General features: G+C 69.5%; 8 protein-coding genes and 1 pseudogene. 4 read left to right on the forward strand and 5 right to left on the reverse strand.

The features are described 5' to 3' along the window. The coding region (locus PL79_RS36365) for a hypothetical protein (RefSeq protein ID WP_207671176.1) at positions 1-207 on the reverse strand (207 nt) is incomplete at its 3' end. On the opposite strand from PL79_RS36365, the gene PL79_RS19210 reads away from it, so the two are divergent. Then, positions 206-2,140: a SurA N-terminal domain-containing protein gene (locus PL79_RS19210; protein WP_044843674.1), complete on the forward strand. Its 1,935-nt coding sequence runs from the start codon at positions 206-208 to the stop codon at positions 2,138-2,140. The genes PL79_RS36365 and PL79_RS19210 overlap by 2 nt on opposite strands. Before the next feature lie 112 nt (positions 2,141-2,252). Here the strand turns inward: PL79_RS19210 and PL79_RS19215 are convergent, their stop codons facing one another. Next, the gene (locus PL79_RS19215; protein WP_044843673.1) at positions 2,253-2,927 is read right to left on the reverse strand and encodes an arylesterase; all 675 of its coding nucleotides are present in this window, start codon (positions 2,925-2,927) and stop codon (positions 2,253-2,255) included. On the opposite strand from PL79_RS19215, the gene PL79_RS19220 reads away from it, so the two are divergent. Next, positions 2,926-3,627, forward strand: coding sequence for an ABC transporter ATP-binding protein (locus tag PL79_RS19220; protein ID WP_044843672.1), 702 nt, complete (start codon positions 2,926-2,928; stop codon positions 3,625-3,627). The two genes, PL79_RS19215 and PL79_RS19220, sit on opposite strands and share 2 nt — an antisense overlap. 81 nt (positions 3,628-3,708) lie before the next feature. Here the strand turns inward: PL79_RS19220 and pgi are convergent, their stop codons facing one another. The 3 genes and pseudogenes from pgi to PL79_RS19235 form a co-directional block, all read right to left on the reverse strand. Continuing rightward, positions 3,709-5,331 (reverse strand): glucose-6-phosphate isomerase, encoded by a 1,623-nt coding sequence (pgi, locus tag PL79_RS19225; protein WP_044843671.1) that lies wholly within the window; start codon positions 5,329-5,331, stop codon positions 3,709-3,711. A 112-nt stretch (positions 5,332-5,443) separates the two neighbouring features. Next, positions 5,444-7,040, reverse strand: a pseudogene (locus PL79_RS19230) (NAD(P)H-hydrate dehydratase). Between the two features lie 50 nt (positions 7,041-7,090). Beyond that, a complete protein-coding gene (locus tag PL79_RS19235) occupies positions 7,091-8,392 on the reverse strand; it encodes an FAD-dependent oxidoreductase (RefSeq protein WP_044843669.1) in 1,302 nt (433 codons plus the stop codon). Between the two features lie 342 nt (positions 8,393-8,734). Here PL79_RS19235 and purL point away from each other — a divergent pair, with 342 nt between their 5' ends. Together purL and PL79_RS19245 are read left to right on the forward strand one after the other, a co-directional pair. Further along, complete coding sequence (gene purL, locus PL79_RS19240; protein ID WP_044843668.1) at positions 8,735-12,799, forward strand: phosphoribosylformylglycinamidine synthase; 4,065 nt, start codon at positions 8,735-8,737, stop codon at positions 12,797-12,799. Continuing rightward, complete coding sequence (locus tag PL79_RS19245; protein ID WP_044843780.1) at positions 12,799-13,341, forward strand: GNAT family N-acetyltransferase; 543 nt, start codon at positions 12,799-12,801, stop codon at positions 13,339-13,341. Before purL ends, PL79_RS19245 begins: the two co-directional genes overlap by 1 nt. Positions 13,342-13,486 lie beyond the last annotated feature (145 nt).

The raw sequence follows: 13,486 nt of genomic DNA on the forward strand, positions 1-13,486 counted from the left end.
GCGAAGGGCTGCGCGTGCACGCGCAGCCGCGGCCTGCAGGATGTAGGCGAGTCCCGTCCGCTCCGCCAGAAAATGAAGAAGCCCGCCTCGTGCGGGCTTTTTCATTTGCATCGTCGATCGCGCCCGTGCGTTGCGCACCTGCTTTTCTCCCGTGCCACCCCGTATGTTGTAATATCGGACGTTTTGTCCAATTTTCCCGTCACGCATGCTCGATTTCTTCCGTAATCACCAGCGCCTGATGATGGCGCTCCTGCTCCTGATCGTGTTGCCGGGGCTGGGTTTCGTCGGGATCCAAGGTTTCCGCGGCTTCTTCGACGACAGCGCGAACGTCGCGGCGATCAACGGGCACAAGATCACGCGGGTCGAATTCGACGGCGCGTTCCGTCAGCAGGTCGACCAGGCGCGCCAGGCGCTCGGCGGGCAGTTCGACATCAAGGCGTTCGACACGCCCGAACATCGCAAGCAAGTACTCGACGGCCTGATCCAGCAACGCGTGCTGGCCGACGAGACGCAACGCCTGCACCTGACCGCATCCGACAACGCCGTGCGCGATGCGCTGATGAGCGACCCGATGATCGCGTCGCTGAAGAAGCCCGACGGTTCGATCGACGTCGAACGCTATGCGCAACTGCTGTCGTTCCAGGGGATGACGCCCGAGCAGTATCAGGAGCGCGTGCGCTACAGCCTCGCGCTGCAGCAGATTCCGGCGAGCATCATTGCGAGCGCGTTCACGCCGAAGGGCCCGGCGCAACGCCTGTCGGAGCTGGCCGCGCAGCAGCGCGAAGTGCAGGCGCTGGTGCTGAAGACGAGCGACTACGCGGCGAAGGTGCAGCCGACCGACGCACAGCTCGCCGCGTACTACGACGCGCACAAGCAAAGCTTCGCGACGCCGGAAACCGCGACGATCCAGTATCTCGTCTATTCGCCGGCCGCCGCTGCCGCGAGCGCGCAGCCGACCGAGGCGGACATCAAGAAGTTCTATGACGACAACCCGACGCACTTCCGCTCGGAAGCGCAGGTGCGCGTGAGCCACATCTTCATCGCCGCGGCGAGCAGCGCGAGCGCGGCCGACAAGGCAGCCGCGAAGGCGAAGGCCGAGCAGTTGCTGGCGGACGTGAAGGCGCATCCGGACCAGTTCGCGCAGATCGCGCAGAAGAGCTCGCAGGATGCGCCGTCGGCAGCGAAGGGCGGCGATCTCGGCTTCATCACGCGCGGCTCGACGGCGGGCGGCAAGGCGTTCGACGATGCGGCGTTCGCGCTGAAGCAGGGCGACGTGAGCGGTGTCGTGCAATCGGATCTCGGCTTCCACATCCTGAAGGCGACGGAAGTGAAGCCGTCGGTGGTCAAGCCGTTCGCGGACGTGAAGGACCAGATCGCAATCGACCTGAAGCAGCAGTACGCAGCGAAGGCATTCACGGACAACGCGGAAGGCTTCACGTCGACCGTGTATGAAAAGGCGAAGACGCTGCAGCCGGCCGCCGACAAGTACAAGCTGACGATCCAGACGGCCACCGTCACGCCGACGCCGAATCCGCAACTGCCGCCGACGAGCCCGCTGAACAATCCGAAGTTCCTCGCTGCCGTGTTCGCGAACGATTCGGTGAAGAGCCAGAACAACACGCAGGCGATCGACGTGGGCAACAACACGCTGATCTCGGCGCGCGTGACCGACTACAAGCCGGCTGCCGTGCCCGCGCTCGACGCGATCAAGGACGTCGTGCGTCAGAAGGTCGTTGCCGAGCAGGCTGCGGAACTCGCGAAGAAGGACGGTGCGGCGAAGCTGGCCGAGCTGCAGAAGTCGAAGTCGGCCGACGGCTTCGCGGCCGCGCAGAAGGTGTCGCGCACGCAGTCGCAGGGCCTGACGCCGGCCGCGCTGAGCGCCATCTACAAGGTCGATGCGAAGACGCTGCCGGCGTATGTCGGTGTCGACCTCGGTGCGGACGGCTATGCGATCTATCGCGTGAACACGGTGATCGCGGGTACGGCCGTCGATCCGCAGCAGCTCGCGGCCGCGCAGCAGCAGATGGCGCAGGTCGAAGCGCAAAGCGAAGGTGAAGCATATCTCGCCGCGCTGCGCGACCGCTCGAAGGTGAAGGTGTACGGCACCACGCAGAGCCAGTCGCAGGACGGCGGCAACTAAGCCACGACCCAGCGCCAACCAAGCGAAGCGCCGTTCACGGTTTCGCATGCAGCAACAGAAAGCCCCGCTTCGAGCGGGGCTTTTTGCTTTCCGGTGGTGGCGAGTCGCGAGGTCAGCCGCGCGGCTTGCCGAGCAGCGGTTTCAACGCCGGCCAGACGTTGTCGAGCAGGATGCCCTGCGCCTGCTGCGCAGGATGCATCTGGTCCGGCTGGAACATCTCGGGCTTGTTCTCGATGCCGGCCAGCAGGAACGGCACGAGCGGTACGCCGAGTTCCTTCGACAGGCGCGTATAGACCGCATGGAACTTCTGCGTGTAGTCGGGCCCGTAGTTGGGCGGCACGTACATGCCGACCAGCACGACCTTCGCGCGCGCCTGCCGCGCATCGGCGATGATGTCGCGCAGGTTCTGCTCGGTCGTCGCGAGCGGCACGCCGCGCAGCGCATCGTTCGAGCCGAGCTCGACGACCACGATCGACGGCTTGAGCCGTTGCAGCACCGCGGGCAGTCGTGCGCGGCCGCCGCTCGTGGTGTCGCCGCTGACGCTTGCATTCGCGACGCTATAATCGATTCGCTCGGTCGCGAGCCGTTGCCGCAGCAGCGCAACCCAGCCGGTGTCGCGCGGCAGCCCGTATTCGGCCGACAGGCTGTCGCCGAGCACGACGAGCGCGGGCTGGCCCGAGGTCGGGGCCGCCGCCGTCGCGGCGCGTGCGGGCATGCTTGTTGCGGCCAGGGTTCCCAGCAGTGCGGCGAGTGCCGCGCGCCTTTTCCAGCGGAATGTCGTGTCCATGTTCAAGATTACCGATCCGATCATCGAAGTCCATGACGTGTGCAAGCGGGTTGCCGATGCAACGGGCGAGTTGACGATCCTCGACGGCATCACGCTCGCCGTGCGGCCCGGCAGCAGCCTCGCGATCGTCGGCGCATCGGGGTCGGGCAAATCGACGCTGCTCGGCCTGCTTGCCGGGTTGGACAGCGCGACGAGCGGCACGGTTCGCCTGCTCGGCCGCGCGCTCGACCAGCTCGACGAGGACGAGCGTGCCGCGCTGCGCAACGGCGCGGTCGGGTTCGTGTTCCAGTCGTTCCAGTTGATGCCGCACCTGACGGCGCTCGAGAACGTGATGCTGCCGCTCGAACTGCAGGGCGGCATCAGTGCGCGCGACGCGGCCGATCGTGCCCGCGCGCTGCTCGTGCAGGTCGGTCTCGGCGAGCGTACCGCGCATTATCCGAAACTGCTGTCGGGCGGCGAGCAGCAGCGCGTCGCGCTCGCGCGCGCATTCGTCACGCATCCGGCGATCCTGTTTGCCGACGAACCGACCGGCAGCCTCGATGCGGCCACGGGCCACGCGGTCATCGACCTGATGTTCGAGCTGAATCGCACGCACGGCGCGACGCTCGTGCTCGTCACGCACGATCCCGAGCTCGCGCGGCGCTGCGCGACGATGGTTACCATCGACGCCGGACGCATCGTCGCGCCGCACGCGGCATAGCGCGGGACCGAATTTTTGCCGGCCGAGCCAGGTGCCAGGTGGATCGCCCGGTGCGGCCGGCATGCGTGCGACGCCGTCGCGTCAGCGCTCGAGCGCTGCCCGCGCGCGCTCGATCAGCGCGGTCGTCGACGAATCGTGCTTCGCCGGATCGACCGAGTCGGCCGACAGGTCGGCTTCGACGACCTTGCCGAGAATCTTGCCGAGCTCCACGCCCCACTGGTCGAACGGATTGATGTCCCACACCGTCGCCTGCACCAGCACCTTGTGCTCGTAGAGCGCGATCAGCGCGCCGAGCGTGCGCGGCGTCAGCGCGTCCACCAGCAGCGTCGTCGTCGGACGGTTGCCGGGGAACGTCAGGTGCGGCGCGAGCGCTTCCTTGCCGGGGCCCGCGACCTGGCGCGCTTCGTCGAGCGTGCGGCCGAGCATCAGTGCTTCACTTTGCGCGAAGCAGTTCGCGAGCAGCTTCGGATGATGGCTCGCGAGCGGATGCTCGGGCGTCAGCACCGCGATGAAGTCGATCGGCACGATCGTCGGGCCCTGGTGCAGCATCTGGAAGAACGCGTGCTGGCCGTTGGTGCCCGGCTCGCCCCACGTGACGGCCGACGTCGGGTAATCGACGAACGTGCCGTCGAGACGCGCGGACTTGCCGTTGCTTTCCATCTCGAGCTGCTGGAGATACGACGGCAGGTAGTGCAGCGCTTCCGAATACGGCGCGACGAGGTAGCTCTGCGAGCCGAAGAAGTTGCGATACCAGATGCCGATCAGGCCGAGCAGCACCGGCAGGTTGCGCTCGAGCGGCGCTTCGCGGAAATGGCGATCCATGTCGTTCGCGCCGGCGAGCAGTTCGTCGAACTGCTCGGGCCCGACCGCGATCATGATCGACAGGCCGACCGCCGACCACAGCGAATAGCGGCCACCGACCCAGTCCCACATTTCGAACACGTTGTCCGCGGCGATGCCGAACTTCACGACTTCGGCCGGGTTCGCCGACACGCCGACGAAGTGCTTCGCGAGCGCGTCCTCGGGGCAGCCGCGCGCGACGAACCAGTCGCGCAGCGAGCGTGCGTTCGTCATCGTCTCGAGCGTCGTGAAGGTCTTCGACACGATGATCGCGAGCGTTTCTTCCGGGTCGACCTGTTCGAGCACGCGCGCGAGATCGGCGCCGTCGACGTTCGACACGAAGTGCGTCGAGATGTCGGGCGTCGCGACATGGTGCAGCGCGTGCACGACCATCTTCGGCCCGAGATCCGAGCCGCCGATGCCGATGTTGATCACGTGGCGGATGCGCTTGCCGGTATGGCCGGTCCACGCGCCGCTGCGCACGGCGCGCGCGAAGGTCGCCATCTTCGCGCGCTCGGCGCTGACCTGCGCATGGAACGGCGCGTGCGGGTCCGTCGCGCGCAGCGCGGTGTGCAATGCGGCGCGGCCTTCGGTCGGGTTGACGATCTCGCCGGCGAACATCGCGTCGCGGCGCGCTTCGACGCCCGCTTCGCGGGCCAGCTGCACGAGCAGGCGCAGCGTGTCGTCGTTGATGCGGTTCTTCGAGAAGTCGGCCGCAAGGCCGCCGCCCGGGACCGTGAAGCGTTCGGCGCGGGTCGGCGCGCGGTCGTTTTCCGGCGCGAACCAGTCGCGCAGCCGTGCATGGCGGATTTGTTCGAAGTGGGATTGAAGGGCAGTCCAGGCGGGGAGCGAATTCAGCGTCATGGCGGTTCGAGTGAAGCGTGAATCGGGAGGAATGCCGCGCCGGCGCCTCGGGATCGGAAGGCCGGCGGACGAGCGGGCCCGCCGTGCGGCGGGGGCACTCAGTATAGCGGCGTTACATGTCGGCGCGCGGCGACGGGTAAAAAAGGCGATTGATCAGCGTGCGCACCATCGGCGCGAGTTCGCCCGCGGTGAGGCCGGCCGGCCCGGTGCCGTGCGCGGTCAGCGTATCGGCCGCGAGGCCGTGCAGGTAGACGCCCGCGAGTGCGGCCTCGTAGGGCGCGACGCGCTGCGCGAGCAACGCGCCGATCAGGCCGCCGAGCACGTCACCGGTGCCGCCGGTGGCGAGTGCCGCATTGCCGGTCGGGTTGATCGTCAGGCGGCCGTCGGGCGCGGCGATCACCGTGCCCGAACCCTTCAGTACGACGATGCTCGCGTAGCGCGTGGCGAGCGCCTGGGCCGCGGCCAGTCGATCGTGCTGCACCGACGCCGTGTCGCTGCCGAGCAGCCGCGCTGCCTCGAGCGGATGCGGTGTCAGCACGCACGCATTGCCGCGTGTGCCGCGGGCGGCCACGGCGGCCGCGAGGTCGGCGTGCGTCGCGACGAGGTTCAGCGCGTCGGCGTCGAGCAGCGTCACGGCATCGTGCGCGAGCACGTCGCGCACGAGGGTGGCTGCGGCCTCGCGCGTGCCGAGGCCGCAGCCTGCTGCGATCGCGGACATCGCGTCGAGGTCGAGGCCGTCCGCGGGATGCAGCATCAGTTCGGGAAACGGCGGGTCGTACGGCGGCGCGCCGGCGCCGAGAAAACCGACATGCACCTTGCCGGCGCCCGCGAACAGCGCGGCGCGCGCGGCGAGGATCGGCGCGCCGCACATGCCCGTGTCGCCGCCGAGCACCGCGAGGCTGCCGAACGTGCCCTTGTGCGACGCGAACGCGCGGGCGGGCAATGCGGCGGCGAATCGTGCCGGTGCATTCAGCACGATGGCCGGCGCGGCGGGTGGGGCGACGTCGAGCGACGCGATGTCGATCTGGCCGGCGAGGTCGCGGCCGTCGCCGGTATAAAGCCCCGGCTTCGCGCCGATGAAGGTGAGCGTGTGGGTCGCGGCGACCGCGACGCCCGCGCCGACGATCCGGCCCGTGTCGCTGTCCAGTCCGCTCGGCACGTCGAGCGCGAGCACGCGGCCGCCGCTTCGGGCATGCGCGGCGATGCGCGCGGCCTGGGTGGCGAACGGACCGTCGAGCGCGCGACCGAGGCCGATGCCGAACAGTCCGTCGACGACCCAGGCGTAATCGTCGAGCGAGGCGGGCGGTTCGGTCGACAGCGGCACGCCGGCCGCGCGCGCGAGGCCGAGCGCCCATTGCGCATCGTCCGGCTTGACCGGCACGGGCATCCAGGCCTGCGTCGCGACACCGAGCTGCTGCAGCTGCGCGGCGGCCACCAGCGCGTCGCCGCCGTTGTTGCCGGGGCCGACCGCGAACCAGACCGGGCGATCGTCGCCGGCGACCCGTTCGGACAGCCAGCGCGCGGCGGCGGCGCCCGCGCGGCCCATCAGCGTGTGCGGCGGCAGTTCGGCGCTCGCGGCGGCCTCGGCCGCGCGGGATCGCGAGCGTATCGCGCATCTTCTGCGCCGAAGGCGCGTTGCTCGTGCCGAAGTTGGAATGCGACAGCAGCGCGAGCGGGACGGAGTCGGGAAGCGGGCGGGTATTCGTCATCGCGGGGTCATGGCGGCGGGAGGAAGCGCCCCGGGACGGGCCCGCGGCGGTCAGGTCGTGAAGCGCGCGGCGCTGAGCGCGGCGAGCGTGTCGGCGGGCCACTGCTGCGTGTCGCCGGCCAGACAGTCCGTCACCACTTTAGCAGACCCGCACGCGAGGCCCCAACCGGCCGGCCCGTGACCGAAATTGACGAACACGCGCGGATGCGGGGTCGGACCGACGACCGGCAGGCCGTCCGGCGACAGCAGTTGCGTGCCTTGCCACGACAGCGCGGCGGAAATCTTCGCGGCGCCCGGCACCCAGTCGTGGACGGCCTGGCCGAGCAGCGCGAGCGCGGCTTCGGACAGCGGCTCGGGAAGCGGCTTCGCGGTGTCGGCGAGACTTTGCAGCACGGCGCCGCCGCCGATGCGCAGCCGCTGGTGGGTGCGCGTGATCGAGATCCGCTTGATCGAATCGACGACGCTCAGGTGCGGCGCATGTTCTTCGTACGCGACCGGCGCGGTCAGCGTATGCGCGCGGACCGGGTGCAGCGGCAGCCGCCAGCCGAGCCGCTCCAGCAGCGGCAGGCTGCCGGCGCCGGCAGCGACCACGATCGCGTCGGCCGCCATCACGTCGACCTCGTGCGCCTTCTTCGCGTGCCGGCCGCCGGCCGGTGCGAGCTCGATCGCGGCGCGGCCGGTGTCGACGCGGATCGCCGCGACGTCCGCGCCGAAGCGGAACTGCACGCCGTGCTCGTCGAGCGTCTGCTTGACCAGTTTCGCGAACAGCGGGCAGTTTCCGGTGCGCTCGCTCTCGAGCAGCACGCCGCCGGCGAAGCCGGGCTCGGCCGGCACCGACGGCTCGAGCGCCGCGCATTCGTCGGCGGTGAGCACGCGGTACGGCTGGTCGAGCGCGCGCAGCAGGTCGAGCGCCGGCTGCAGCGCTTCCCAGTCGCGCGGGTCGCGCACGACGTGCAGGATCCCGGCTTTCTGCTCGAATTCGAGCTGGAAGCGCGCCTCGATGTCGGCGAGCGACTCGCGCGACGCGTCGATCAGCGGGCGCAGCCGTGCATACTGCGCGGTGAATGCATCGGGTTCGCGCAGCGCGGCGAGCTGCTTGACGAAGCGGCGCACGCCGCCGTTGAAGCCCGGCTTGTAGACGATGCCGGTGTCGCGCGGCTGGCGCTGGCGCATGAAGGTCGGGCCGAACCAGACGTCGAGCGGGCTCGGCAGCAGCGTGCCGCCGTCGCCGTAGGTCGCGCCCTGCGCGACGGTCGCGTGGCGTTCGACCACGCACACGCGATGGCCGGCCGCGCGCAGCTGGTAGGCGGTGGCGACGCCGCTGATTCCGCCGCCGATGACGATGACATCCATGGATTGCTTCGATGACGGGCGGCGCGCACGCCGCCCGGTGAGAATTCGCTGACGGGCCCCCGGCCCGGTGAACCGGGAATGATAGCGCCAAAATCGCGCGAACCGGTGCCACGCAACCCCATCCGATTCCGCCGTCTTGCGGTCGCAGGCCATCGCGGCCGCGCACGCCGGCCCGGCGGGCGGCCGGGCGCCGTGGATGCCGGTGCACCGTCGCGGTGCGTGACGGGTGCCGATCAGGGTGCCGATCAGCCGGTCTGGGATGACCGACTTCCGGGTATAATTACGGCCTTCCTTTCGCCCCACGTCGCCACCTCGCGCGACTCATCGACGTCAGTCCAGCCCATGGCTCACTTCTCGTGTTTTCCCGGCGCTTCGGCCCTCTCCGATTTCCGTCAAACCCGTCTGCTCGACACGCTCAGGCAAATCGACGCCAACATCGTCGCGGTACGCGGCCAGTTCCTGCACTTCGTCAATGCGGCCGAGCCGCTGTCGGCCGACGACAGCGCGCGCATCGACGCGCTGATGCACTACGGCGCGCCGTTCGAGCCGGCGGCCGAGAAGGGCACGACCGAGACCTTCGTCGTGCTGCCGCGCTTCGGCACCGTTTCGCCGTGGGCGAGCAAGGCGACCGACATCGCACAGCACTGCGGCCTCACGCAGGTGCGCCGCATCGAGCGCGGCGTCGAATTCACGGTCACGCTGAAGTCGGGCCTGCTCGGCGGCAAGAAGGCGCTGTCCGACGACGCGCGCGCCGCGGTGGCAGCCGCGCTGCATGACCGGATGACCGAAAGCGTGGTCGCCGCGCGCGACGACGCGAAGCACCTGTTCGACGAGCTGCCGGCCAAGCCGCTCGCGACCGTCGACGTGCTGGGCGTCGGCCGCGCCGCGCTCGAGCGCGCGAACGTCGAGCTGGGCCTCGCGCTCGCCGACGACGAGATCGACTACCTGGTCGACGCGTTCCGCAAGCTCGAACGCAACCCGACCGACGTCGAGCTGATGATGTTCGCGCAGGCGAACAGCGAGCACTGCCGCCACAAGATCTTCAACGCGAACTGGACGATCGACGGCGAAGCGCAGGACATGTCGCTGTTCGCGATGATCCGCAACACCGAGAAGCTGAGCCCGCAAGGCACGATCGTCGCGTATTCGGACAACTCGTCGATCATGGTCGGCGCCGAAGCCGAGCGCTGGTTCCCGCGCAACGCGGGTGCGGCCGGCGAGCCGGGCGAGCGCTACGGGCGCCACACCGAGCTCACGCACACGCTGATGAAGGTCGAGACGCACAACCACCCGACGGCGATCTCGCCGTTCCCGGGTGCGGCGACCGGCGCGGGCGGCGAGATCCGCGACGAAGGCGCGACGGGCCGCGGTGCGCGTCCGAAGGCCGGCCTCACGGGCTTCACGGTGTCGAACCTCGACCTGCCGGACGCACGCCAGTCGTGGGAGAACGCACGCGACGCGGCGCAGCCGGTCGCCGAGCGCAACCCGAACGAGCAGCACGGCCCGTACGGCCGTCCGGACCGCATCGCGTCGCCGCTGCAGATCATGATCGACGGCCCGCTCGGCGGCGCCGCGTTCAACAACGAATTCGGCCGGCCGAACCTCGGCGGCTATTTCCGCGTGTACGAGCAGAACGTCGGCGGGAAGGTGCACGGCTATCACAAGCCGATCATGATCGCGGGCGGCCTCGGCAACATCGCGGATCAGCACACGCACAAGCACGACGTGCCGGCCGGCTCGCTGCTGATCCAGATCGGCGGCCCCGGCATGCGGATCGGCATGGGCGGCGGCGCGGCGAGCTCGATGGCGACCGGCGCGAACACGGCCGAACTCGACTTCGACTCGGTGCAGCGCGGCAACCCGGAAATCGAGCGGCGCGCGCAGGAAGTGATCAACGGCTGCTGGCAGCTCGGCGCGGAAAACCCGATCCTGAGCATCCACGACGTCGGCGCGGGCGGCCTGTCGAACGCGTTCCCCGAGATCGTCGACGGCGCGGGCAAGGGCGCACGCTTCGAACTGCGCAAGGTCGCGCTCGAGGAATCGGGCCTGTCGCCGCGCGAAATCTGGTCGAACGAGGCGCAGGAGCGCTACGTGCTGGCGATCGCGCCGGCTGATCTGCCGCGCTTCGAGGCGATCTGCGCACGCGAGCGCTGCCCGTTCGCGGTGGTCGGTATCGCGACCGACGAACGCCAGCTGAAGCTCGTCGACGACGAAGCGAAGGGCACCGAAGAATACCCGGTCGACATGCCGATGGAAGTGCTGCTCGGCAAGCCGCCGCGCATGCATCGCGACGTCACGCGTGTCGCGACCGAGCGCGCGCCGGTCGACGTGACGGGCGTCGCGCTGTCGGAAATCGCGGTCGACGTGCTGAAGCACCCGACGGTCGGCAGCAAGTCGTTCCTGATCACGATCGGCGACCGTTCGGTCGGCGGCACGTCGGTGCGCGACCAGATGGTCGGCCCGTGGCAGGTGCCGGTGGCCGACTGCGCGGTGACCGCGCTCGACTACGCGGGCTTCAAGGGCGAGGCGATGACGATGGCCGAGCGCACGCCGCTCGCGGTGATCGACGCGCCGGCCTCGGGCCGCATGGCGGTCGGCGAGGCGATCACGAACATCGCGAGCGCGCCGATCGCGTCGCTCGACAAGCTGAAGCTGTCGGCGAACTGGATGGCCGCGTGCGGCACGGCCGGCGAGGACGCCGCGCTGTTCGACACGGTCAAGGCGATCGGCATGGAGCTGTGCCCGGCGCTCGGGATCGGCATCCCGGTCGGCAAGGACTCGCTGTCGATGAAGACCAAGTGGGACGAGCAGGGCGTCGCGAAGGAAGTGGTCTCGCCGGTGTCGCTGATCATCTCCGCGTTCGCGCCGGTCGAAGACGTGCGCCGTCACCTGACGCCGCAACTGCGCCGCATCGCCGACGCAGGCGACAGCGTGCTGATCGCGATCGATCTCGGCCGCGGCAAGAACCGCATGGGCGGCAGCATCTTCGCGCAGGTCACGCAGCAGGTCGGTGACGCGACGCCGGACGTCGACGATCCGGAAGATCTGAAGCGCTTCTTCAACGCGATCCAGTCGCTCAACGCGCAAGGCAAGCTGCTCGCGTACCACGACCGCTCGGACGGCGGCCTGTGGGCGACGGTGTGCGAAATGGCGTTCGCGGGTCACGCGGGCGTGTCGCTGAACGTCGACATGCTGACTCTCGACCCGAATCACGAATCCGACTACGGCGACGCGAAGGACTGGGCGAAGCAGACGAGCGGCCGTCGCGAGGATCGCACGCTGCGCGCGCTGTTCTCGGAAGAACTCGGTGCCGTCGTGCAGGTGCGCGCGGCCGATCGCGACGCGGTGCTCGGCGCGCTGCGCGAGTTCGGCCTGTCGGCGTGCTCGCACGTGATCGGCACGGTCAACGATCGTGACGTGATCGAGGTGTACCGCGACGCGAAGAAGGTGTTCGACGCGCCGCGCGCGGAACTCCATCGCGCATGGGGCGAAGTGAGCTGGCGCATCGCGCGCCTGCGCGACAACCCCGCCTGCGCGGACGCCGAATACGACGCGCTGCTCGATGCGGCCGACCCGGGCATCTCGCCGGTGCTCACGTTCGATCCGGCCGACGACATCGCAGCACCGTTCATCGCGACGGGCGCGCGCCCGCGCGTCGCGATCCTGCGCGAGCAGGGCGTGAACTCGCACCTCGAAACGGCATACGCGTTCGACCGTGCGGGCTTCGACGCGCACGACGTGCACATGAGCGACCTGCTGGCCGGCCGCGCGACGCTCGCCGATTTCGCGGGCGCGGTGGCATGCGGCGGCTTCTCGTACGGCGACGTGCTGGGCGCGGGCGAAGGCTGGGCGAAGACGATCCGCTTCAACGCGAATCTCGCCGACATGTTCTCGGCCTTCTTCGCGCGCCCCGACACGTTCGCGCTCGGCATCTGCAATGGCTGCCAGATGCTGTCGAGCCTCGCATCGATGATCCCGGGCGCCGAAGCATGGCCGAAGTTCACGCGTAACAAGTCCGAGCAGTTCGAGGCGCGCTTCTCGTTCGTCGAAGTGGAGAAGTCGCCGTCGATCTTCTTCGCGGGGATGGAAGGCTCGCGGATTCCGGTGGCGGTCGCGCACGGCGAAGGCTATGCGGACTTCTCGCAGCAAGGCGACATCGACCGCGTCGCGGTCGCGATGCGCTACGTCGACCACCGCGGCGAAGCGACCGAGCGTTATCCGTTCAACCCGAACGGGTCGCCGGCCGGCATCACGTCGGTCACGACGGCCGACGGCCGCTTCTCGGTGCTGATGCCGCACATGGAGCGCGTGCACCGCACGGTCACGATGAGCTGGCATCCGGAAGGCTGGGGCGAGGCGAGCCCGTGGATGCGCGTGTTCCGCAACGCACGCCGCTGGATCGGCTGATGTTCGATCCGCACGCGCCGGTCGAGATCGTCACGCTGCGCGATGAGCGCGCGAGCGACGTCGAGGCGATCGGTCGCGTGATCGTGGCCGCGTTCGCGGACGCGCCGCAGCACGGCGCGTTCGAGCGGCGGATCGTCGACGCGTTGCGCGCGGATGGCGCGCTCGGCGTGTCGCTCGTCGCGGAGCGCGACGAGCGCGTGATCGGCCATGTCGCGTTCTCGCCGGTCTCGATCGGCGGCGAGCCGGCAGGCAGCCAGCAGTGGTACGGGCTCGCGCCGCTCGCGGTACTGCCCGAATGCCGGCGCCAGAGCATTGGCGCGGGGCTCGTGCGTGCGGGGCTCGACGCGTTGCGCCGGCTCGGCGCGCGCGGCTGCGTCGTGCTCGGTGATCCCGGGTACTACGCGCGTTTCGGTTTCGTGCCGTCCGGCGATCTCGTGTTCGCGGATGCGCCGCCCGAGCATTTCCTCGCATTGGCATTCGACGACGCCGCGCCGCGGCCATCGGGCGACGTCCGCTATCACGACGTGTTCCATCCGGTGTAACGGTTCGGTGCGCCGGCCGTGTGCGATCTCGCCGGACTCGACCGAATGAACTGAAAAGCCGCTTCGACGCGGCTTTTTCTTTGCGTAGCGCCGTTTTCGTCATCCATTTTTCCTGTCCCGCCCGCCGACCGGCGCAATCGCGCCG

It is taken from the genome of Burkholderia sp. USMB20, from assembly GCF_000949135.2.
Lineage (GTDB): Bacteria > Pseudomonadota > Gammaproteobacteria > Burkholderiales > Burkholderiaceae > Burkholderia.

Excerpts from the sequence above, each read along its gene's own strand:
- PL79_RS19235 (WP_044843669.1), bottom strand. The coding sequence starts at position 8,392 with ATGGATGTCATCGTCATCGGCGGCGGAATCAGCGGCGTCGCCACCGCC.
- pgi (WP_044843671.1), bottom strand. The coding sequence starts at position 5,331 with ATGACGCTGAATTCGCTCCCCGCCTGGACTGCCCTTCAATCCCACTTC.
- PL79_RS19215 (WP_044843673.1), bottom strand. The coding sequence starts at position 2,927 with ATGGACACGACATTCCGCTGGAAAAGGCGCGCGGCACTCGCCGCACTG.
- PL79_RS19245 (WP_044843780.1), top strand. The coding sequence starts at position 12,799 with ATGTTCGATCCGCACGCGCCGGTCGAGATCGTCACGCTGCGCGATGAG.
- purL (WP_044843668.1), top strand. The coding sequence starts at position 8,735 with ATGGCTCACTTCTCGTGTTTTCCCGGCGCTTCGGCCCTCTCCGATTTC.
- PL79_RS19220 (WP_044843672.1), top strand. The coding sequence starts at position 2,926 with ATGTTCAAGATTACCGATCCGATCATCGAAGTCCATGACGTGTGCAAG.
- PL79_RS19210 (WP_044843674.1), top strand. The coding sequence starts at position 206 with ATGCTCGATTTCTTCCGTAATCACCAGCGCCTGATGATGGCGCTCCTG.